Source organism: Microbacterium kunmingense (assembly GCF_023155745.1).
GTDB classification, from domain to species: domain Bacteria; phylum Actinomycetota; class Actinomycetes; order Actinomycetales; family Microbacteriaceae; genus Microbacterium; species Microbacterium kunmingense.
The window spans coordinates 62,993-82,820 of sequence record NZ_JAKNUS010000001.1 but is presented as its reverse complement, the minus strand read 5'-3'; the positions used below and the strand labels follow the sequence as shown (position 1 = coordinate 82,820).

Sequence of the window (19,828 nt, the reverse complement as noted above, 5' to 3'; positions counted from 1 at the left end):
CGGCGCCTCACTGCGGGATGGGCTCGCCGCGGTACAGGGCCTCGAAGGTGTCGAGCGTGCGGCCGATGTCGTGGACGATGACCCCGTCGAGCGAGGCCTGCTGCATCCGCTGCCGCTCCTCGGGGGTGGCGGTGAGGACGGCGGTGAGCTTGTCGGCCATCTCGGCGACGTTCCCCGGCTCGAACAGGTAGCCGTTCTCGCCGTCGTGCACGAGGTGCGGGAGGGCGACGGCGTTCGCCGCCACGATCGGCAGCCCCGACGCCATCGCCTCCATGGTCGCGATGGACTGCAGCTCGGCGATCGAGGCGATCGCGAAGACGCTCGCGCGCGAGTACATCCGGCGGAGCTCCTCCTCCGAGGTGTGGCCGTGGAAGGTGACCCGGTCGGTGAGCCCGAGCTGCGCGGTGAGATGCTCGAGGTTCTTGCGCTGGTCGCCGCCGCCGACGATGTCGACCGAGACGTCGAGGGCGGGGTCGAGCGTCGCGACGGCGTTCAGGAGGACGTCGATGTGCTTCTCGCTCGTGAGGCGCCCGACGAACAGCACCCGGCGGCGGTCGCGCGGCGCGAGGTCGGGCGCGTAGTTGGAGCGGTCGATGCCGCAGCTGATCGGGATCACGTTCTTGATCTCGATCGTCGACTCGAGGAAGTCGGCGGCGCGGCGCGTCGGGGTCGTCACGGCGCGGGTCATCTGGAACGTGCGCCGCGCGTCGGCCCAGGCGAGCTTCAGCACCACCCGGTTCATCGCGTCGGGGAGGGTCGTGAAGTCGAGGATGTTCTCGGCCATCACGTGGTTGGTCGCGATGATCGGGATGCCGCGTTTGCGCGCTTCGCGCGCCAGCCCTCGACCGATCACGATGTGCGACTGGATGTGCACGACGTCGGGCTTGACCTCGTCGAGCACCTTCCGGGCGTAGTGCTTGGACCGCCACGGCCAGACGAAGCGCAGCCAGTCGTGCGGGGGCCAGCGCACCGAGGGCAGCCGGTGCATGGTCATGGGCTCGCCCTCGATGACCTCGGTGTGGGGCGGGCTCTTGCGGTAGGCGCTGTTGGGGGCGATGACGTGCACGTCGTGGCCGCGGGCCACGAGACCGGCGGCCAGGCGCTCGGCGAAGCGGGCCGCGCCGTTGATGTCGGGGGCGAAGGTGTCGCAGCCGATGAGGACCCGGAGCGGTCGCTTCACGGCGTCGGAGCGTGTGGGGTCATCGGGCGTCGCGGGGGTGGTCACGGGAGGTGTGCCTGTTCTCTGCGGCGGAGGATGGCGCCGCGCAGGGGCGCGCGGCGGTCCCACTCTAATCGAGGCGGGGCCGTGCGCCGAGGTGCGCGACGCCCGCGGACGCGCGTCGAGGGTTTCCGCAGGCCGCACGCCTACCCTGGGGTCATGCCTCGACTCCAGGCCGATGCCTCGCCCGATCGCTGGGTTCCCGTCACCGGTTCGCTCGGATTCCGCGGGCGTCGCCATCGGAAGGCCGCGATCCGGATGCTGCTGGGCCAGGCCAATCGCGCGATGGGCGCCGAGGAGCGACCCGGGAGCCGCGGAATGGCCTGGATCATGAGCCAGGCGGCACCGCTGCTCATGCGCCGCGCGGACGGCCGGGTGCTGATCTGGGTCTGGAAGGCCGACCCCGAGCTCGTCGTGATGATGGCCCAACTGCAGGAGCTGACCCCGCAGCTGCGCACCGCGCGGGCGATGATGCCCATCGAGTACGACGACACCGAGTCGTTCCACAACCCGCACCTCGGTGTCGGCGAGCGCCTGGTGATGGCGCTTCCGCCCGAGCCGCACACACCTCCGTTCGCCACCTACACGTGGGACACCGGCACCCACCTCGTCACGCTCACCGCCGTGTGCTCCGACCGCGAGCGGGTGGGGACGGTCATCCCCTACGTGGATGAGGTGGCTCGCAGCATCCGTGTCATCGATGATCTGACGCTCGGGGACTCCCCCGAGGTGCTGCGCATCGAGCCGCGCGCCTGATCCGCGCGGGCTCTCCCGCGTGCGTGCCGCCGGGCGCGCGACCCGTCAATGGATGCGGCCCGTCAGCGACGTTCACCGCCTTTTGCGACGGATCGCGGCCGCGCAGCCGCGCCCGACCATCCGCGCTCGCGAAGCGCGATGCGCACGCGCTCCAGCGCAGCTGTCAGCAGATCGCCGCGATGCTCTTTGGTGATGCGGATGTCGCGCCATCCGAGGGCGCTGAGGGCGTCGAGCCGCTCGACATCGTGGAGGAACTGCACGGTGTCGGTGCGGTGGTGATCGCCGTCGTACTCCAGCCCGACGCGATACTCCGGGTACGCCAGATCGAGGATCGCCACCAACACGCCGTGCTCGTCGTAGACGGGGAAGTTCACGACGGGTTCCGGGAGGCCATGATCGACCGCCGCAAGGCGCAGGCGGGTTTCACGGGGGGAGGCCGTGCGGTCGCGCACGAGAGCCTCCGCCTCGCGGAGGCGCCCTGCCCCGCGACGACCGGCCCACCGCTTCACGGCGTCGCGGAGGTCGTCACGCTGCGCGATCGGTTTCCGGCGTCTCACCAGTGCATCGCCGACGAGCACGAGTTCGGTGACCGAGGCGTGCACCGCCAGCTGACACCAGGCATCGACCGGATGCACGGCAGGAACCCCCCCGTTACCTTCTTCGTAGCCGCTTGGTGAGCATGCCGGGCGGTGGCAGCCTGCCGGGCTCGGCATGATTGGTCCCCCCTGTCCTTGATGATCCGGGGGGTGTTGTCACCGAGCCTGGTTGGCGGTGGGTGATCGCTGATAGGGGCCAGGCCCGAGCACGCTCGAGGTCGTTCGTAACGTGGATGCCGAGACGCACCGTCGCAGCTGTCGTTCCCAACCGAACGGAGGAGCAGTGGTCATCCAGATCGACAACTACGACCAGGTCGACGTGTTCATCGGTCTCGACGTCGGGAAAGGCGAGCACCACGCGGTCGCTCTCGACCGCACCGGCAAGAAGCTTTACGACCGGGCGCTCCCGAACGACGAGCGCAAACTCCGCGCGGTGCTCACCAACCTGCAGAAGCACGGGATCGTGCTGATGATCGTGGATCAGCCGGCAACGATCGGCGCGCTGCCGATCGCGGTTGCGCAAGCCGCGGGCGCCCTGGTCGGATATCTACCGGGACTTGCGATGCGCCGCATCGCAGATCTGCACCCAGGCGAGGCGAAGACCGATGCGCGGGATGCGGCGATCATCGCGGAGACCGCGCGGACAATGCCGCACACGCTTCGCTCGATCCAGGCGACGGATGAACAGGTTGCCGAGCTCGCGATGCTCTGCGGGTTCGACGACGACCTCGCCGCCCAGATCACCCAAGTCGGCAACCGCGTCCGCGGACTGCTGACCCAGATCCACCCCGCACTGGAACGCGCCATCGGGCCACGGCTCGATCACCCCGCGATCCTCGACATCCTGCAGCGATACCCCTCACCGGCTGCGATGCGCGCCGCCGGCGAGAAACGGGTCGCTACGCGAATGCTGAAACACGCACCGCGCAAAGGTCGCGACTGGGCGCACGAGATCATTGCCGCGCTCGGCAAGCAGACGGTCGTGGTCACCGGCACGAACGCGGCCGCCATGGTGGTCCCGCGACTGGCCGCGCAGCTCGCAACGTTGCGGAAGCAACGTGACGATGTCGCGGCGGAGGTCGAGAAGATGGTTGATGCGCACCCTTTTCAGCCCGTGCTGACGAGCATGCCCGGAGTCGGCGTCAGGACCGCAGCCAGACTCCTCACCGAAGTCGCCGGCAAACGCTTCCCCACCGCCGGACACCTCGCCGCCTACGCCGGCTTGGCACCCGTTACTCGAAGATCGGGGTCCTCGATCCGGGGTGAGTACTCATCGCGCCGCGGGAACAAGATCCTCAAGAACGCGATGTTTCTCTCCGCCTTTGCCGCGCTACGCGACCCCGAATCCCGCGCCTACTACGACCGCAAGATCAGCCAGGGCAAACGCCACAACCAAGCGCTGCTCGCTCTCGCCCGCCGACGATCCGACGTCCTCTACGCGATGCTCCGGGACGGGAGCCTTTACCAGCCGTCTCCGACGAGACTGGTCGCCTGAGGCACAACAACTTCAGACGCCCCGCTGGGCCGCCGCCTACAGTGAGATGCAATGGTTGTCACGACAATCCGGCTTAGCGGTGGGCTACTCGTCCGCTCGCGGGACGGGGTCGTGTCTAAGTCGGAGCGCGACGTATAGACCGCAGCGCCGACAGATGAAGGCCCCCGAGTCCCCCAGTGCGTGAAGTTTCGAACGCTGATAGCTTCGTCCGCAGCATGAGCACCCTAGTGCGACCGCTGGCTTCGGGTCGATATCGGCATTCTGCACAAGCCAGATGCTACCGGCGAGCATCCTTCGCGACCTGTATGGGCTGCTCGCTCCGGGAAGACGCCAGCTGAGGCGGCGCCAGGTCTATGGCCTCGACGTGGAGAGCGTCGCATTGCGCAGGCAGTTACTGCGGGATCAGGTTGCAGACGCTGCCTGCGGAGCATTCCGCCGGGTCAAGCATCGGGCTTGCCGCAATCATGCCGACAAGTTCCGCTTCGAGTCGGGCAAGCTCTTCCTGCCGCGCACGGACCTCGGAGAGTTTCTCGGCCAGCAGGAATTCCACATGTGAGCAGGGAGCTTGTCCAGCCTCTCGCAGCTCGAGAACTCCTGCGATATCGGTCAGCTTCAGGCCGGCGGCCTGCGCGGCACGGATGAACCCGATTCGTGCGACCGTACGGTCTTCGTACGACCGGTATCCGTTGCTCTCTCGGTGGGGGGCCGGCAGCAGACCTTCGCGTTCGTAAAACCGGATGGTCTGTGTGCTGACGCCGGACATTTCGGCGAGGTCTCCGATGCGCATGTCTCCATCACACCACTTGACCTTGCATCTGACTACAACGTTTATGGTCGGTGCATGGAGATCACGGTGCAGTACTTCGACGGGTGTCCGAACTGGGAGACCGCCGCGGAACGCGTCGCAATGATCGCCGCGGAGCGTTCTGAGCTCACGGTGAAACGTCAGCGCGTAGCCACGCAGGCGGACGCGGAAGCGCTGGATTTCCGTGGCTCCCCCACGCTTCTCCTCGAGGGGGCTGCATTGTTCCCCGCGCCAGATGCGCCGCCGGGCTTGTCCTGCCGGGTCTACCTGACCCCGAACGGTCTTGCCGGATCCCCGACGCTGGAACAGTTGCGCGACGCGATCGCCCACGCGGAAGCAGCTGCGGAATGAGCGACACGTTCGACCTGATCGTGATCGGCGCGGGCATGGCGGGAATCGCTTCGGCTAACAAGTGCGCCACGCAGGGATGGCGGGTCGGGATCGTCGACGAACTCCCCTACGGCGGAACATGCGCGCTGCGCGGCTGCGATCCGAAAAAGATCCTGCGCCGTGGCGCAGAGGTCATCGACGCAGCTCAACTGATGAGCGGCACCGGTATCGACCAGAACGGGATGGCCCTGGATTGGCCAGCGCTGATGGAGCGGAAACGCGGCTTCACGGATCGTGTCCCGAAGCGGATGGAGAACGAACTCACCGGCAATGGCGTCACCACCTTCCACGGGCACGCCGAGTTCACCGGAACCAACGAGCTCACCATCGACGGCACCGCCCATCGATCGGACAGGTTCCTCATCGCCTCCGGTGCGACCCCGCGCCCCCTGGACTTCCCCGGTGCCGGGAATCTCATCGACAGCACCGGGTTCCTCGATCTCGATCAGCTACCGCAAAAGATCGTGTTCATCGGCGGCGGCTTCATCTCGTTCGAATTCGCCCACATCGCCGCCCGTGCGGGCGCAGACTGCGTGATCATCGACCGCGGGCCGCGCCCGCTGCGCGAGTTCGATCCCGACCTTGTCGAGTTGCTCATCAGCCGAACCGAGCAGGCCGGCATCCGTGTCCTTCGCAACACGACCGTCACCGGAGTCGAAGCCACGCCGGCCGGCCACCGGGTAGGCATCGACACCACCGGCAGCGCGGGCAGCATCGACACAGGCCTCGTCGTCCACGGTGCCGGCAGGGTCCCCAACCTCGCCAGCCTGCATCTAGACGACGCCGGCATCGCGAGCGGCTCGCGCGGTGTCACGGTCGCCGCCCACCTAAGGAGCACGACCAACCCGGCCGTGTACGCCGCCGGCGACGCCGCAGACACGCCTGGCCGCCCTCTCACCCCCGTCGCCGTGTTCGAAGGCAAAGTAGCCGCATCCAACATGATCAGAGGCACCACTACCGCTCCCGACTACACCGGCGTGCCCACCACTGTGTTCACCATCCCCGAATTGAACCGTGTCGGACTCCTCGAGCACGAAGCGGTCGAAGCCGGGCACGACATTGCGGTCCGGTTCACCGACACCAGCCACTGGTACTCCACCTACCGAGTCGCCGAAACCGCCGCGGCCGCGAAGATCATCATCGACACCGCCTCCGACCGGATCCTCGGCGCACATCTCCTCGGCCTGGACTACTCCGAACTCATCAACACCTTCGGACTCGCTATCAAGCTGGGCCTCACCACCCAGCAACTCAAATCCGCCACCGCCACCTACCCCTCGCTCGGCTCCGACCTCGGATCGCTGCTCTAGAACACTTCGCTTGACGAACCACATAGGGGCACCCCCCCCCCGACCGCGCCGAGGCGGACGGATTCGGCGCCGATCTCGTGGCCGCGGAACCCCCTGGCCCTCACTCTCGCCAGGGGCGACAGCGAGCTCACGTCGACCGGCGAGTGCTGGCTGCCGATGACGTCGGCTTCGACCAGGGCGAGCGCGGCCAGATGGCTGAAGTAGTCGCCCGGTCGCAGACGCGGCAAAGCGGCGCGCACGTGGTCGCGAAAGGATCGCGTGCGCCCGAGCGGCGCCCGCACCCCATGGAACGCAGCGTCGAGGTCGCCCGCGCGCAGGCGGGAAACCGTCACACCGGAGGCGACGGCGACCGGAACGGCGAACGCACGACCCGAGAAGGCGGCAGGCAGCGGCTTCGGGGACGGCATGAAGCCCAGCGTCGATGATCGCGAGAGGCGGATGCCGCGCCATCGCGTGATCGGTGGATGACACGTGGGCACGGCGACCTGTGCAGGAGACGTCGAACGGCGCGCGACCCGTCGAAAAACGTCACCCACGGGCGAGCCAGGCCGCATTCATCGACGGATCGCGGCGGGCAGGCTCGGGCGCGCGAGCGGGCGCGTGGCGCGCGGGCGCGGGTCAGGCCGAGGTGCGGGCGCCGAGCGCCGCGACCAGCGCCGCGACCGGCTCGACCCGCGCGTACGCGCTCGCGAGCGCGGCGAGGAAGGCCGCGTGCACGTCGGCTCCGCCGACGGTGACGCCCCCGAAGGTCAGGTCGGGCGCGGCGCACGCGTCGGCGGCGACCGTCACCTCCCACCCGAGGTCGGAGGCCGCGCGGACGCCGGCGTCGATGCACATGCTCGTCATCATCCCGGCGACGACGAGCGGAGCGCCGGCGTGGGCGGCGAGCGCCCCGCCGAGGACCCCGTCCTTGAACGCGTTCGGGTGATGCTTGACGACGACCTGCTCGTCGCCCTTCGGCGCGACCCGCGGGTCGATCTCCGCTCCCGGAGTCCCGGACTCGAGGAAGCTTCCCGCACCGGATGCCGCGTGGCGCACGTGCACGACCGGGAGCCCGGCCGCGCGGAACGCCCCGAGCAGTTCCGCCGCGCGTTCCGCCGCGGCATCCGATCCCACCAGGGGGAATCGACCCCCGGGGAAGTAGTCGCGCTGGATGTCGATGAGGACGAGAACGGGAGCCATCACGCCAGCGTAGGCGCGGCCGGTCAGCGTGCGGGCGGATCGCCCAGCTTCGCGCTGACCGCAGCGAGCTGATGCGCGAGGTCGCGCACCTGGCCCCGCGTGGCCGGCTCGCTGTCATCGCCCGCGGTGGCGGCCGCGCGCTCGATCACCCACGACGACACCGTCGCCGTCACGACGCCGACCACCGCGATGCCGCCGCACATGAGCAGCACCGCGACGATGCGGCCCCAGGTCGTCACCGGGTAGAAGTCGCCGTAGCCCACGGTCGTGATCGTGACGAACGCCCACCACACCGCGTCGCCGAAGTTCTCGATGTTGGCGCCGGGGGCGCCGCGCTCGGCCTCGAGGACGGCGAGGGCGGCGATCCAGATGAGGATCGCCGCTGCGCCCGCTCCGTAGATCGCCACGCGGCTGCGGATCGCCGAGCCCGCCGTGCGCTGCAGCGTCTGCACGACGGTCAGCGCCCGCAGGAGCCGCAGCGGCCGGAGCGCGGGGATCGCCACGACGGCCAGGTCGAACAGGTGCGCGCGGAACCACGGCCACCGGGGATCGGCGAGTGCGAAGCGCACGATGTAGTCGATGACGAAGACCACCCAGGTCGCCGCGATGACGACGCGTGCGGCGAGGTAGGCCGACCCCTGCAGGTCGGCGATCACCTGCCAGGAGTACACCACGATGAAGATCAGCGACGTGACGATGAGCGGCCAGTAGGTCAGCTGGTGCCACCGCTCTTGCGTCACGGCACGACATTAACGGCCACCGCCCCGCGAGGCCGGGAGCGCGCGCCGATGCTGGCGTCGCGCGGCCCGCACCCCCTACGTTCTGATCAGGCGATACCCGCCGGACGAGATTCCCAGCCGACGAGATGCCCGCCGGACGAGAGGAGCGGCGATGCCACACGACCCCTGGCGTGCACCCCCGAGTCGCGCCGCCCACGCCGCCGAGGGCAAGGTCGAGAGAGGCCGGGTCCCCCGCTCGGCGCTGGCGCACCTCGTGCGCACCGGCCGCGACCCGATGGCGGTGCTCGATGCGCAGGACGTCGACCGCGTCCCCGAGCTGGTGCCGCTGCGCACCGCCCGCATGGGTGCGAGCGCCTTCGCGTTCTACCGCGGTAGCGCCGCGATCATGGCCGACGACCTGTCGCGGTGCCCGAGCACGAACATCCTCGTGGCCTCCTGCGGAGACGCCCACCTGTCGAACTTCAGCCTCTACGCCTCGCCCCAGCGGACGCTCGTGTTCGACCTCAACGACTTCGACGAGTCGGCGTGGGCGCCCTCCGAGTGGGACGTCAAGCGCCTGGCGACGAGCGTCGTCATCGCCGGACGCGCGACCTCGCGGGACGATTCCGTCATCGAGGATGCTGCGCGGCAGGCCGTCCGCACCTATCAGCGTGCCCTCTGCGCGGCCGCGAAGCGCTCCCCGCTCGAGCGGTACTTCGATCACTTCGACGCCCTCGGCGCGCACCTCTCGAGCGACCCCGAGACCGCGGCGGTGGTCGATCCCCCGGTGATGACGCACCTTCCCTCGGGCGCCGAGGCGCGGGCCTGGCGGGTCTTCGAGGAATACCAGCTGTCGGTCAACGTCGACATCCGGCTGCTGCTGCAGAAGTACGCGATGGCCGACGTCACCGCGCGCGTGGTCGGCGTGGGCAGCGTCGGCACCCGCTGCCTCCTCATCGCGCTGCAGGACGGCGACGGGGGTGTGCTCCTCCTCCAGGGGAAGGAGGCCGGTGAGAGCGTCCTGGTCGAGTACGGGCGCGTGGCGCAGCCCCCGGCGGTCGCCGGCTTCATCGAGGAGTTCGGCAACGGCGGTCGGGTCGTCGCGCTGCAGCGCATCCTGCAGGCGGTGTCCGACCCGTTCCTCGGCCATATCCGTCGATCATCCGAGGGCGCCCTGCGCGACTTCTACGTCCGCCAGTTCCACGACATGAAGGGCGGCTTCGACCTCGAGGCGATGGAGGACAAGCCGTTCCGCTGGTACGCGGTGGCCTGCGCGGCGACGCTCGCCCGCGCGCACGGGCAGTCACCGGCGGGGGCGACGGCCGCGGGGTACAGCGGCGACGGCGGGAGGTTCGCCGAGGCGGTCGTGGAGTGGGCGTACGCCTACGCCGACCTGTCGTACGAGGACTGGCAGACCTTCCGCCGCCACCGGGCGATCGACGCCTGAGCCTGCCGGCGCTAGGCCGACTCGTCCTCGGCGCCGGGAGAGAGCGGGTGCCGCGGACGCCACACCACCAGCTCGGTGGCACGGCGCACGCGCGTGCCGTGACGGAGGGTGACGACCGATCCCGTCGCCCCCGCGGCGAAGACCCGGGCCCCGGGACGGGACTGGCGTTCGATCTCGAGCTGCTGCTCGAGGTCGCGGACCCGGCGGGTGAGATCGTGCACCCGCTGCTCGAGGGAGATGAGCCGGGCGATCGCGGGAAGGCTCATGCCGTCGGCCGAGAGCCGCGCGACCTCGCGCAGCTGCTCGACGTGACGCAGGGAGTAGCGTCGCGAGCCTCCCTCGGTGCGGGCGGGGACGACGAGGCCCAGTCGGTCGTACTGACGGAGGGTCTGCGGGTGCATGCCCGACAGCTGCGCCGCCGCGGCGATCGCGAAGATCGGCGCGTCGCCGTCGATGTCGACGTGGTCCGTCATCCGTCCCTCCCGTGTCAGCCGCGCGCCTTGGCCATGAGGTCCGCCCGCGGGTTCTCCTTCGGCTCCACCTCGTGGAACCGCTCGAGCGCCTCGCGCGCGGCTCCCTCGAGGTGCGACGGTACGACCACCTGCACCTCCGCGAGGAGGTCTCCGGTGCCCTTCTGCGTGGCGACACCGCGCCCCTTGACGCGCAGCACGCGCCCCGAGGGGGTGCCCGGCGCGACCCGGAGCTTCACGGGGTCACCGCCGAGGGTCGGCACCTCGATGGTCGCGCCCAGCGCGGCCTCGGTGAAGGTGACCGGCACCACCACGCGGAGGTTCAGTCCCTCACGGGTGAACACCGGGTGCGGGCGCACCGTCACCTGTACGACGATGTCGCCGCTCTCGCCGCCGTCGGGCGAGGGACGACCCCGGCCCCGGAGGCGGATGCGCTGTCCGTCGGCGACGCCGGCGGGGATCTTCACCTTGAACGGCTTGCCGTCCTCGCCCTGCAGGGTGATGGTCTCGCCCTTGGTGGCGGTGACGAAGTCGATCGTCGTGCGGGCCGTGACATCCGCCCCGCGGGTGGGACCGCCGAAGCCGCGGAAGCCGCCGGTGGGCTGCCCGAACCGGCCCGAGCCGAAGCCGCCGCCCTGCTGCTGGTTGAACATCGAGAAGATGTCGTCGAAGTCGGCGGACTCGTAGCGCCCACCTCCTAGACCCTGTCCGAACGCGCTGAAGACGTCTTCGAATCCGCCGGCGCCCGGGCCGCCCGCCGTGAAGCGGGCGCCCGAGCCCATGGCGCGGATCTGGTCGTACTCAGCACGCTGCTCCGGGTCGGAGAGCACCGCATACGCTTCGCTGATCTCTTTGAACTTCGCCTCGGCCGCAGCATCCCCCGGCTTGGAATCGGGGTGGTACTGCCGTGCGAGTTTCCGGTAGGTCTTCTTCAGATCGGCGTCGGAGACCTCCTTGGAGACCCCCAGCACCTTGTAGAAGTCCTTCTCGAACCAGTCCTGGCTCGCCATCGCGTCTCCGGCCTACTCTGCCGGCACCGCGACGACGACCTTCGCCGGACGAAGCTCGACCGAGCCGAGCCGGTAGCCGGTCTCGACCACCTCGAGGATCGTCGCCTCGGTCGCGCCGGGTGTCGGCTGCTGGAAGATCGCCTCGTGCTGCTGCGGGTCGAAGGCCTCGCCGGCCGCGCCGTACGCCTCCACGCCCATGCGCTCCACGACCGCGCGCACCTTCTCGGCGATCGCGGCGAAAGGGGTGCCCTCGCCGAGGTCGCCGTGCTTCTCGGCACGGTCCAGATCGTCGAGCACCGGGATGAGGCCCTTGGCTGCCGCACCCTTGGCGCGCTCGATCTCGATCTCGCGCTGCTCCTCGGTGCGCCGACGGTAGTTGGCGTACTCCGCCTGCAGGCGCTTGAGGTCGGTGAGCAGCTGCGACTCGAGGGCCTCGACGCGGTCGGCGACGGCGTCGGTGTCATCCGCCGCCGCCGCATCGGCGGACTGGGCGGCGCCGAGGATGTCGTCGACCGTGAAGTCGTCCGCACCCTCGCCGCCGCCGTTGCCGTCAGCCGACTCGGGCGACGAGGCGTTCTCGGGCTCCTCGCCCGGGAACGTGGGGTCGTCCTTGTCTTCGGCCATGATTACTTCTTGTCTTCCTCGTCGTCGATGACCTCAGCGTCGACCACGTCCTCGTCGTTCGAGGGCTGGTCGCCCGCGGGCCCCCCCTCGTCGCCGGTCGCCGCACCGTCGGCCTGTGGCGCCGACTGGTTCGCCGAGTAGATGGCCTCGCCGATCTTGCCCTGCGACTGCGACAGCTTCTCGAACGCCGACTTCACCGCGTCGTCGTCGTCACCGGCGAGCGCAGTCTTCAGCGCGTCGACGTCGGCCTGGACCGACTCCTTGACGTCGGCGGGGAGCTTGTCGTCGTTGTCCTTGATGAGCTTGTCGACCGAATAGGCCAGGGTCTCCGCCTGGTTGCGGACCTCGGCGGCCTCGCGGCGCTTCTTGTCCTCGGCGGCGTGCTCCTCGGCCTCGCGCACCATCCGCTCGATGTCCTCCTTCGGCAGCGACGAGCCGCCGGTGATCGTCATCGACTGCTCCTTGCCGGTGCCCTTGTCCTTCGCCGAGACGTGAACGATGCCGTTCGCGTCGATGTCGAAGGTCACCTCGATCTGCGGGATACCGCGGGGGGCCGGGGCGATGCCGGTGAGCTCGAAGGTGCCGAGCGGCTTGTTGTCGCGGGTGAACTCGCGCTCGCCCTGGAAGACCTGGATCGCCACCGACGGCTGGTTGTCATCGGCGGTGGTGAAGGTTTCACTCCGTTTGGTCGGGATGGCGGTGTTGCGCTCGATGAGCTTCGTCATGATGCCGCCCTTGGTCTCGATGCCGAGGCTCAGCGGGGTGACATCGATGAGGAGGACGTCCTTGCGCTCGCCCTTCAGCACACCGGCCTGGAGGGCCGCGCCGACGGCGACGACCTCATCCGGGTTCACGCCCTTGTTGGGCTCTTTGCCGGTCTCACGCTTGACGAGCTCCGACACCGCCGGCATGCGGGTCGAGCCGCCGACGAGCACGACGTGGTCGATGTCGGCGACCTTGATCCCGGCCTCACGGATGACATCCTCGAAGGGCTTCTTGGTCCGGTCGAGGAGGTCCTTGGTGAGGTCCTCGAACTTCGCGCGGGTGATCGTCTCCGACAGCGAGACCGGGCCCGAGTCGGTCAGCGAGAGGTACGGGAGGTTGACGCTCGTCGAGGTCGATGACGACAGCTCCTTCTTCGCCTGCTCCGCGGCCTCCTTCAGGCGCTGGAGCGCGATCTTGTCGCCCGAGACATCCACCCCGGTGGTGTCCTTGAACTGCTTGATGAGGTACTCGACGAGGCGCTGGTCCCAGTCGTCACCGCCGAGGCGGTTGTCGCCGGCGGTCGCACGCACCTGGATGGTGGAGAAGTCGTCGTCCTTGCCCACCTCGAGGAGGGAGACGTCGAAGGTACCGCCACCGAGGTCGAAGACGAGGATGAGCTCATCCTCCTTGCCCTTGTCGAGACCATAGGCCAGGGCAGCGGCGGTGGGCTCGTTGATGATGCGCAGGACGTTCAGGCCCGCGATCTCTCCGGCCTCCTTGGTGGCCTGACGCTCGGCGTCGTTGAAGTAGGCGGGAACCGTGATGACCGCGTCGGTGACGGTGTCGCCGAGGTACTGCTCGGCGTCGCGCTTGAGCTTCTGCAGGATGCGGGCCGAGATCTCCTGCGGCGTCCACTTCTTGCCGTCGACCTCGAAGGACCAGTCGGTGCCCATGTGGCGCTTGACGCTCGAGACGGTGCGGTCGACGTTGGTGACCGCCTGACGCTTCGCGGTCTCGCCGACGAGGATCTCGCCGTCCTTGGTGTAGGCGACCACCGAGGGGGTGGTGCGGAAGCCCTCGGCGTTCGCGATGACCTTGGGCTCGCCGCCCTCCAGCACCGCGACGACGGAGTTCGTCGTTCCGAGGTCGATACCAACAGCACGTGCCATGTGTGTTTCTCCTTTTCACGGGGCCGAGAGCCTCGACCCGGGGCGTTGTCCGAAAGTCTGCGTGCGACGGTCAACGAGGGTTGAGTCGCGTTGGCTCAACACTACGCCGCCGCCGTGGCATCCGTCAAATGAACTTGATATGAATTGGCTCAAGTTCGGATGCCGCGACGCGACCGCGCGCTTCTTCCCCCGTTCATCGAAGGGGCCTAGCGTGACGGTCATGACCGCACCCGCCGAGGGCGTTCCGCCCGCCACCGCCGACAGCGCCGCCATCCCCGTCATGGGGCTGGACCTGCGGGAGGACACCTCCGCGCCGCGGCGTCAGATCTACGCGTGGGCGCTGTGGGACTGGGCGACCCAGCCGTTCAACACGGTGATCCTCACCTTCATCTTCACCGCGCTCTACCTCACGACCGACGCCTTCCTCCCCGCCGACATCGCGGCCCTTCCGGACGACGCGCCGGCGAAGGAGGCCGCGCTCGCCGATCTCGCGGTGGGCCTGGGGTGGGGCGGCACGATCGCGGGGCTGCTGATCCTCGCGATCGCGCCGATCCTCGGGCAGCAGGCCGACGCCCGCGGCCGGCAGAAACTGTGGCTCGGCATCGGCACGGGCGCTCTCATCCTCTGCATGTTCGGGCTGTGGTTCGTCGAGCCCGCACCGGCGTTCTTCTGGCTGGGCGTGGCCCTCATCTCCGCCGGGACGGTCTTCGGTGAGATCGCCGCGGTGAACTCCAACGCGATGCTCATCGGCATCGCCAACCGCAAGACGATCGGCCGGGTGTCGGGCCTGGGATGGGGCTTCGGCTATCTCGGCGGCATCATCGCCCTGGTGCTCGTGGTCGTGTTCTACAGCGCCGACTGGTTCGGGCTCTCCGAGGCCGACGGTCTGCCGTTCCGCATCATCGCCGTCGGCTGCGCGATCTGGGCGATCGTGTTCTCGATCCCGATCTTCCTCGCCGTGCCCGAGCCCTCCACGGGGCGCCCCGAGCGGAAGGTGGGTTTCTTCGCCGCCTACGGCCTGCTCGTCCGCGACGTCATCGGGCTGTACAAGAACCCCGGCACGCGCCAGACCTTCTGGTTCCTCCTCGCCAGCGCCGTCTTCCGCGACGGACTGGGCGGGGTCTTCGCGTTCGGAGCGGTCATCGCCGCGCAGGTGTTCGGGTTCGGTTTTCTCGACCTTGTGATCTTCGGGGTCGCCGCGAACCTCATCGCCGGGGTCTCGACCATCATCGCCGGCCGCTTCGACGACCGCTTCGGCCCGAAGTCGGTGATCGTCTTCTCCCTGTCCGGCATGGTGATCGCGGGGCTCGCCGTGTTCTTCCTCGTCGACGCCGGGACCACGGTGTTCTGGATCGGCGGTCTCGTGCTCTGCGCCTTCGTCGGCCCGGCGCAGGCCGCCGCGCGGTCCTTCCTCTCCCGGGTCACACCCGCGGGCCGCGAGGGCGAGATCTTCGGCCTCTACGCCACCACGGGGCGCGCGGCGAGCTGGATGGCCTCGGCGATGTGGTCGGTCTTCATCATCATCGGAGGGGTCACCGCCTTCGGCATCCTCGGGATCGTGCTGGTCGTACTGGTCGGACTTCTCCTGCTGCTGCCGGTGCGCGCCCCGCGCTGAGGCGCGACGGTAGCACGGCCGACCCGGCCTGCCGCGGCTCGGGCGCCCCACCAGACCACACCCGTCCCACGCGTCGTGCATCCGTCGCGCGATCGCGTGATCGCGGCCAGGGTGACATGCTGTCGGACATGAATCCCCACGCGGAGGTCTCACGCGCGATCGACGCCGCGCTGGCGCACCACGGTGCCGACCGCGATGAATGGATGGCGCTGAGCGCTCTGGCCGGGGCGATCCCAGACCCCGGCGCCCCCGACGTCGCTGCCGAGACGCTCGACCGCCTCGCCGCGCACGGCTGGGTGTCGCGGGACGGCGACGCGTGGGCCTTGACCGCCGACGGCCGCGCGCGCCGCGCCCTTCTCGCCGACACCGTCGTCGCCGCAACCGGGGCGGCCGCTGCCGCGGCGCGTCCACGCCCGGTCAACCGCTTCGGCGGCAACCCGCACCATGGCTTCCGCGGTGCGGGCCCCCGTCCCGACGCGGACGCGGTCTGACCGAAGCGGAATCAGGTCTGGCGGCGGATGAAGCGCATCAGATAGGCGATCACCGCCAGGACCAGCAGCACGATGCCGAGCCAGAGGAGGAACTTCACCGCCTCGACGAATACGCCGAGGAGGAGCAGCACGATGCCGACGATGAGGAGGATGAGTGCGAGTGCGGGCATGGCCCCAGCCTCGCCCGTCCCCTTCCCGACGGCAAAGGCTTGACAGCCGAGCCCGTGGCGTTCAGGCGCCGCGGGCTCCGGCGTCGGTCGCGCCGACGTCGGTGACGTGGAAGTTGAGGTGGGAGCGCGACGCGGTCGGCCCCCGCTGGCCCTGGTAGCGGTTGCCGTACGGCCCCGACCCGTAGGGGGTGTCGGTGGGCGAGGACAGTCGGAAGAAGCACAGCTGCCCGATCTTCATCCCCGGCCAGAGCTTGATCGGCAGGGTCGCCACATTCGACAGCTCGAGCGTGACGTGCCCGGTGAATCCGGGATCGATGAACCCGGCCGTGGAGTGGGTCAGAAGCCCGAGACGTCCGAGCGAGGACTTGCCCTCCAGACGCGCGGCGATGTCGTCGGGGAGCCGCACCTGCTCGAAGGTCGCGCCGAGTGCGAACTCCCCCGGGTGGAGGATGAAGGGTTCCGCCGGATCGACCTCGATGAGGTGCGTGAGATCGGGCTGGTCGAGCGCGGGATCAATGAACGGATACTTGTGGTTGTCGAATAGCCGGAAGTAGCGGTCCAGGCGCACATCGACGCTCGAGGGCTGCACCATCTCGGAGTTCCACGGCGTCAGGCCGATGCGGTCGGCGTCGATCTCGGAGCGGATGTCGCGGTCGCTCAGCAGCACGCGGATCAGACTATCGCGGTCGCTGGTGTTATCCTTGCGGGGCGCTTCCGGCGCACCCTTCGGGGGTGTAGTTCAATGGCAGAACATCAGCTTCCCAAGCTGAGAGCGCGGGTTCGATTCCCGTCACCCCCTCCACATCTCACGCGGGCCGCAGGTCAGCCGGTCGCTCGCGGCGCCGTCACCGGCAGCGTGTGCCACGTCTCGTAGGCCATCATGGCTGCGGCGGCGGCATCCCTCTTCTCGCACAGCGCGATGAACCGTTCGTGGCGTTCGGCGGCCGCCGACGCGTCGGTGCCGAAGCGCAGCCTCTCGGCGCGGCGGACGATCGGACCGAACTGCTCGAGAACCCGCGTCACCGCCGCGTTCCCGAGCGCCTCGACGGGGACAGCGTGCAGATCGTCGTCGGCGTCGAGGGCTGCCGAGACGTCGCCGCCCTCGGCGGCGGTGACGAAGCGCCGGTTGGCCTCGCGCATGCGGGCGATGTCGTCGGCGTCCAGCCGTGCCACCGTCTCGCGGACGGCGAGCTCGTGCATGACGGCGACGACGTCTCGGGCGTCGCGCAGCGCCGTCTCGTCGATCGGACTCACCGTCGTCGAGCGGCCCGGCTGCGCCACGACGAGTCCGCTCGCGCTGAGCCGGAGCAGCGCTTCGCGCACGGGGGTGCGACTGACCCCGAGCCATGCGGCGAGGTCTGCGTCCTTCAGCTGCTCGCCCGGCTCGAAGGTGCCGTCGACGATCGCATCGCGCAGCCGCAGGTAGACGTCATCGCGCAGCAGGCTGCGGGGAAGCGACGAGGACGCGGGAGGGATCGGCACCTGACATATTGCACACAGTGTGCGGCTCGCTCGCAAGCGGAGGCGGCCGCCGGCGGCCTACGGCAGCGGCTCGGCGGTCTCGCGCGCAGCACGGGATGACGAGCGCACCGCCCCGATGCTCGCGGCGATGACGAGGGCGATGCCGAGGATCTCGAGCCACGCGAGCTCCTGGCCCAGGAGCAGGAAACCGGCGAGCGCGGCGGTGGCCGGCGCGAGGCTCATGAGGATGGCGAAGGCGGCCGCGGGGAGCCGGCGGAGCGCGATGAGCTCGAGCGCATAGGGGATCGTCGACGACAGCACCGCGACAGCCGCGCCGAGGGCGAGGAGATCCCAGCGGAGGAGGGCGGACCCGGCATCCCAGATCCCGAGCGGCAGCATCACGACGGCGCCGACGGCCATGGCGATCGCCAGCCCGTCGAGCTTCGGGAACTCCCGTCCCACCCGTGCCGAGGCAAGGATGTAGAACGCCCAGCTCGCCGCCGCCCCGAGGGCGTAGAGCACCCCGATCGGGTCGAGCCGGTCCCACCCGCCGCCCCCGAGCGCGACGACGCCGGCGAAGGCGAGCACGGCCCAGAGCCATGGCGAGGCCCGCTTGGACGCGACGATGGAGAGGACAAGGGGCCCGAGCACCTCGATCGTGACCGTCACCCCGAGGGCGAGCCGTTCGAGCGCGAGGTAGAACAGCCCGTTCATCAGGGCGAGCACCAGACCGAACAGGATGACGGCGCGCCAGGCCGCGCGGGAGTGCCCGCGGAGCGCGGGGCGGGCGATCGCGAGCAGCAGCACGGCCGAGAACGCCAGTCGCAGCAGCACCATGCCGAGGGGACCGACCTGCGGGAACAGCAGCACCGCGATCGAGGCGCCCACCTCCTGGCAGGCGAGGCCCGCCACCACCAGGAGGACGGCGGGGCTCGGAGCCCGGGCGCTCACCAGACCGGCAGGGTCACGGTAGGGGGCAGATCGCGTTCTGGGCGATGGCGTCGCGCTGCTGCTCGGGCGTCCACGGCAGCCCCGCCTCGGGGGCGGTCTGGCCGGAGGCGGCGGGCGCCTTCGACGCGATCGCGGCGAGCTGCCAAGCCAGGAACGCGCCGATGCCGTCGGCGGCCCGGGAGTTGTTCAGCGACACCGCGACGGTGAGGCCCGTCGCGGGGTCGGCGAAGGCGGCGGTCATGTAGCCGGGGGTCGAGCCGTACTGGCCGATCATCGAGCCCGCCTGCACGACGCCGCCGGCCGTGGTCTGCCACGACGGGGCACCGTCGTAGGGCGGGAGCGGCGCGTCGTAGCGCTCGTCGGTGTCGATGCCGAGCGCGTTCGCGGCGAGACCCTGCGCGTAGCGGCCGAGGTCGGCGATGGTCGACACGGCCCCGGCGTCGGTCCAGCCGAAGCTCGCCGAGGCCTCGGTGAGGTTCAGCGGTTCGGCGCAATTGATGCCGCCCTCGCCGTCGGGCGACCAGAGTCCGTCGAGCACCGGCCCCTCCGCCGCCGGTGCGGATGCCGCGGGGCCCGGCAGTCGCGTGCCGGTGAGGGCGAGCGGGTCGAAGACCTCGTCCTGCAGCACCTCAGCGGCGCTCCGGCCGGTGGCGCGCTCGAGGACGAGCCCCGCGAGCAGGTAACCAGCGTCGGAGTCGCGGAACGCCGCCCCGGGGGTCACATCGGCGGTGGTGCCGACGCCGTACCCGGCGAGCTCCCGCGGGTTCCACACGCGGTTGGGCGTCGTGAGGAAGCTCCCGAGCAGCCGCGGGGCGTAATCCCCGAGGCCCGACGTCCCGTCGCACAGCTGCTCGACGGTGATGTCGGCGAGCCCGGCGAACCCCGAGACGTAGTCGGTGATCGGGGCGTCGAGGTCGATCTGTCCGCGCTCGGCGACGACGTAGACCGCGTCGCAGGTCATCGCCCGGGTCACCTGGCCGACGCGGAAGGTGCTGTCGGCGGAGGTCTCCGCACCGCCGGGGGCGCTCGTTCCGACGCCCGACACCCATGAGCCGCTCCACGGCGCCCAGACGCCCACGACTGCGCCGGATGATCCGGTGGCGGCCATCGCGAAGGTCACGGCGTCCTGCAGCTGCGTCACCATGTCGTCGGGGAGCGAGCCCTCGACCTGAGCGGGCACATCGATCGGCACCGTCTGATCGGGAGAGCAGGCGGACAGGCCGAGCGCGACCACGCCTGCCAT

Annotated in this window: 22 protein-coding genes and 1 tRNA gene; 8 read left to right on the top strand and 15 right to left on the bottom strand. The window is 69.9% G+C overall.

Annotated features, from left to right (window positions below):
* Positions 1 to 7: 7 nt before the first annotated feature.
* Positions 8 to 1,225 (bottom strand): glycosyltransferase, encoded by a 1,218-nt coding sequence (locus MA875_RS00505; RefSeq protein WP_248239577.1) that lies wholly within the window; start codon positions 1,223 to 1,225, stop codon positions 8 to 10.
* Between the two features lie 153 nt (positions 1,226 to 1,378).
* Here MA875_RS00505 and MA875_RS00500 point away from each other — a divergent pair, with 153 nt between their 5' ends.
* Positions 1,379 to 1,975 (top strand): hypothetical protein, encoded by a 597-nt coding sequence (locus MA875_RS00500; protein WP_248239575.1) that lies wholly within the window; start codon positions 1,379 to 1,381, stop codon positions 1,973 to 1,975.
* A 62-nt stretch (positions 1,976 to 2,037) separates the two neighbouring features.
* On the opposite strand, the gene MA875_RS00495 is transcribed toward MA875_RS00500, so the two are convergent.
* Positions 2,038 to 2,610: a putative endonuclease domain-containing protein gene (locus MA875_RS00495; protein WP_248239574.1), complete on the bottom strand. Its 573-nt coding sequence runs from the start codon at positions 2,608 to 2,610 to the stop codon at positions 2,038 to 2,040.
* A gap of 256 nt (positions 2,611 to 2,866) precedes the next feature.
* Here MA875_RS00495 and MA875_RS00490 point away from each other — a divergent pair, with 256 nt between their 5' ends.
* Positions 2,867 to 4,066 carry an IS110 family RNA-guided transposase gene (locus tag MA875_RS00490; RefSeq protein ID WP_248240096.1) on the top strand — a complete coding sequence of 400 codons (1,200 nt, stop codon included), beginning with the start codon at positions 2,867 to 2,869 and terminating at the stop codon, positions 4,064 to 4,066.
* 391 nt (positions 4,067 to 4,457) lie between these two features.
* Here MA875_RS00490 and MA875_RS00485 read toward each other — a convergent pair whose 3' ends face one another.
* Positions 4,458 to 4,853 (bottom strand): heavy metal-responsive transcriptional regulator, encoded by a 396-nt coding sequence (locus MA875_RS00485; RefSeq protein WP_248239571.1) that lies wholly within the window; start codon positions 4,851 to 4,853, stop codon positions 4,458 to 4,460.
* 54 nt (positions 4,854 to 4,907) lie between these two features.
* On the opposite strand from MA875_RS00485, the gene MA875_RS00480 reads away from it, so the two are divergent.
* Entirely contained in the window at positions 4,908 to 5,222 is a 315-nt protein-coding gene (locus tag MA875_RS00480) for a thioredoxin family protein (RefSeq protein WP_195691566.1), read from the top strand.
* Positions 5,219 to 6,571, top strand: coding sequence for a dihydrolipoyl dehydrogenase family protein (locus tag MA875_RS00475; RefSeq protein WP_248239569.1), 1,353 nt, complete (start codon positions 5,219 to 5,221; stop codon positions 6,569 to 6,571). Before MA875_RS00480 ends, MA875_RS00475 begins: the two co-directional genes overlap by 4 nt.
* On the opposite strand, the gene MA875_RS00470 is transcribed toward MA875_RS00475, so the two are convergent.
* From MA875_RS00470 to MA875_RS00460, 3 genes are all read right to left on the bottom strand, one after another.
* Complete coding sequence (locus tag MA875_RS00470; RefSeq protein WP_248239567.1) at positions 6,568 to 6,978, bottom strand: hypothetical protein; 411 nt, start codon at positions 6,976 to 6,978, stop codon at positions 6,568 to 6,570. The two genes, MA875_RS00475 and MA875_RS00470, sit on opposite strands and share 4 nt — an antisense overlap.
* A gap of 211 nt (positions 6,979 to 7,189) precedes the next feature.
* Positions 7,190 to 7,753 carry an isochorismatase family protein gene (locus tag MA875_RS00465; protein WP_248239566.1) on the bottom strand — a complete coding sequence of 188 codons (564 nt, stop codon included), beginning with the start codon at positions 7,751 to 7,753 and terminating at the stop codon, positions 7,190 to 7,192.
* 23 nt (positions 7,754 to 7,776) lie between these two features.
* Positions 7,777 to 8,493 (bottom strand): potassium channel family protein, encoded by a 717-nt coding sequence (locus MA875_RS00460; RefSeq protein WP_248239564.1) that lies wholly within the window; start codon positions 8,491 to 8,493, stop codon positions 7,777 to 7,779.
* A gap of 151 nt (positions 8,494 to 8,644) precedes the next feature.
* Here MA875_RS00460 and MA875_RS00455 point away from each other — a divergent pair, with 151 nt between their 5' ends.
* The gene (locus MA875_RS00455) at positions 8,645 to 9,919 is read left to right on the top strand and encodes a DUF2252 domain-containing protein (RefSeq protein ID WP_248239562.1); all 1,275 of its coding nucleotides are present in this window, start codon (positions 8,645 to 8,647) and stop codon (positions 9,917 to 9,919) included.
* 11 nt (positions 9,920 to 9,930) lie between these two features.
* Here the strand turns inward: MA875_RS00455 and MA875_RS00450 are convergent, their stop codons facing one another.
* Genes MA875_RS00450 through dnaK form a run of 4 tightly spaced genes read right to left on the bottom strand, consistent with a single transcriptional unit; the run spans position 9,931 to position 13,897 of the window.
* Entirely contained in the window at positions 9,931 to 10,392 is a 462-nt protein-coding gene (locus MA875_RS00450; RefSeq protein ID WP_248239560.1) for a heat shock protein transcriptional repressor HspR, read from the bottom strand.
* A 14-nt stretch (positions 10,393 to 10,406) separates the two neighbouring features.
* Complete coding sequence (locus tag MA875_RS00445) at positions 10,407 to 11,399, bottom strand: DnaJ C-terminal domain-containing protein (RefSeq protein ID WP_248239558.1); 993 nt, start codon at positions 11,397 to 11,399, stop codon at positions 10,407 to 10,409.
* Between the two features lie 12 nt (positions 11,400 to 11,411).
* Complete coding sequence (locus MA875_RS00440) at positions 11,412 to 12,023, bottom strand: nucleotide exchange factor GrpE (RefSeq protein WP_248239555.1); 612 nt, start codon at positions 12,021 to 12,023, stop codon at positions 11,412 to 11,414.
* A gap of 2 nt (positions 12,024 to 12,025) precedes the next feature.
* A complete protein-coding gene (dnaK, locus tag MA875_RS00435; protein WP_248239553.1) occupies positions 12,026 to 13,897 on the bottom strand; it encodes a molecular chaperone DnaK in 1,872 nt (623 codons plus the stop codon).
* A 220-nt stretch (positions 13,898 to 14,117) separates the two neighbouring features.
* Here dnaK and MA875_RS00430 point away from each other — a divergent pair, with 220 nt between their 5' ends.
* Complete coding sequence (locus MA875_RS00430; RefSeq protein ID WP_248239552.1) at positions 14,118 to 15,512, top strand: MFS transporter; 1,395 nt, start codon at positions 14,118 to 14,120, stop codon at positions 15,510 to 15,512.
* A gap of 128 nt (positions 15,513 to 15,640) precedes the next feature.
* Positions 15,641 to 16,003: a hypothetical protein gene (locus MA875_RS00425; RefSeq protein ID WP_248239550.1), complete on the top strand. Its 363-nt coding sequence runs from the start codon at positions 15,641 to 15,643 to the stop codon at positions 16,001 to 16,003.
* An 11-nt stretch (positions 16,004 to 16,014) separates the two neighbouring features.
* On the opposite strand, the gene MA875_RS00420 is transcribed toward MA875_RS00425, so the two are convergent.
* Entirely contained in the window at positions 16,015 to 16,173 is a 159-nt protein-coding gene (locus MA875_RS00420; RefSeq protein ID WP_164478128.1) for a hypothetical protein, read from the bottom strand.
* A 61-nt stretch (positions 16,174 to 16,234) separates the two neighbouring features.
* The gene (dcd, locus tag MA875_RS00415) at positions 16,235 to 16,840 is read right to left on the bottom strand and encodes a dCTP deaminase (protein WP_248239548.1); all 606 of its coding nucleotides are present in this window, start codon (positions 16,838 to 16,840) and stop codon (positions 16,235 to 16,237) included.
* 61 nt (positions 16,841 to 16,901) lie between these two features.
* Between dcd and MA875_RS00410 the strand changes: the two genes are divergently transcribed.
* Positions 16,902 to 16,975: transfer RNA gene (locus MA875_RS00410), tRNA-Gly, on the top strand.
* 20 nt (positions 16,976 to 16,995) lie between these two features.
* Here the strand turns inward: MA875_RS00410 and MA875_RS00405 are convergent.
* Genes MA875_RS00405 through MA875_RS00395 form a run of 3 tightly spaced genes read right to left on the bottom strand, consistent with a single transcriptional unit; the run spans position 16,996 to position 19,828 of the window.
* Entirely contained in the window at positions 16,996 to 17,655 is a 660-nt protein-coding gene (locus tag MA875_RS00405) for a GntR family transcriptional regulator (protein WP_248239546.1), read from the bottom strand.
* A 57-nt stretch (positions 17,656 to 17,712) separates the two neighbouring features.
* Entirely contained in the window at positions 17,713 to 18,585 is an 873-nt protein-coding gene (locus MA875_RS00400) for an EamA family transporter (RefSeq protein ID WP_248239543.1), read from the bottom strand.
* Positions 18,586 to 18,598: 13 nt separating this feature from the next.
* Positions 18,599 to 19,828 carry a serine hydrolase domain-containing protein gene (locus MA875_RS00395; RefSeq protein ID WP_248239542.1) on the bottom strand — a complete coding sequence of 410 codons (1,230 nt, stop codon included), beginning with the start codon at positions 19,826 to 19,828 and terminating at the stop codon, positions 18,599 to 18,601.

Coding starts and splice junctions, on each gene's coding strand:
- MA875_RS00500 (WP_248239575.1), top strand. CDS start 1,379: ATGCCTCGACTCCAGGCCGATGCCTCGCCCGATCGCTGGGTTCCCGTC.
- MA875_RS00485 (WP_248239571.1), bottom strand. CDS start 4,853: ATGCGCATCGGAGACCTCGCCGAAATGTCCGGCGTCAGCACACAGACC.
- MA875_RS00480 (WP_195691566.1), top strand. CDS start 4,908: ATGGAGATCACGGTGCAGTACTTCGACGGGTGTCCGAACTGGGAGACC.
- MA875_RS00475 (WP_248239569.1), top strand. CDS start 5,219: ATGAGCGACACGTTCGACCTGATCGTGATCGGCGCGGGCATGGCGGGA.
- MA875_RS00470 (WP_248239567.1), bottom strand. CDS start 6,978: ATGCCGTCCCCGAAGCCGCTGCCTGCCGCCTTCTCGGGTCGTGCGTTC.
- MA875_RS00465 (WP_248239566.1), bottom strand. CDS start 7,753: ATGGCTCCCGTTCTCGTCCTCATCGACATCCAGCGCGACTACTTCCCC.
- MA875_RS00455 (WP_248239562.1), top strand. CDS start 8,645: ATGCCACACGACCCCTGGCGTGCACCCCCGAGTCGCGCCGCCCACGCC.
- MA875_RS00450 (WP_248239560.1), bottom strand. CDS start 10,392: ATGACGGACCACGTCGACATCGACGGCGACGCGCCGATCTTCGCGATC.
- MA875_RS00445 (WP_248239558.1), bottom strand. CDS start 11,399: ATGGCGAGCCAGGACTGGTTCGAGAAGGACTTCTACAAGGTGCTGGGG.
- MA875_RS00440 (WP_248239555.1), bottom strand. CDS start 12,023: ATGGCCGAAGACAAGGACGACCCCACGTTCCCGGGCGAGGAGCCCGAG.
- dnaK (WP_248239553.1), bottom strand. CDS start 13,897: ATGGCACGTGCTGTTGGTATCGACCTCGGAACGACGAACTCCGTCGTC.
- MA875_RS00430 (WP_248239552.1), top strand. CDS start 14,118: ATGACCGCACCCGCCGAGGGCGTTCCGCCCGCCACCGCCGACAGCGCC.
- MA875_RS00425 (WP_248239550.1), top strand. CDS start 15,641: ATGAATCCCCACGCGGAGGTCTCACGCGCGATCGACGCCGCGCTGGCG.
- MA875_RS00420 (WP_164478128.1), bottom strand. CDS start 16,173: ATGCCCGCACTCGCACTCATCCTCCTCATCGTCGGCATCGTGCTGCTC.
- MA875_RS00395 (WP_248239542.1), bottom strand. CDS start 19,828: ATGGCAGGCGTGGTCGCGCTCGGCCTGTCCGCCTGCTCTCCCGATCAG.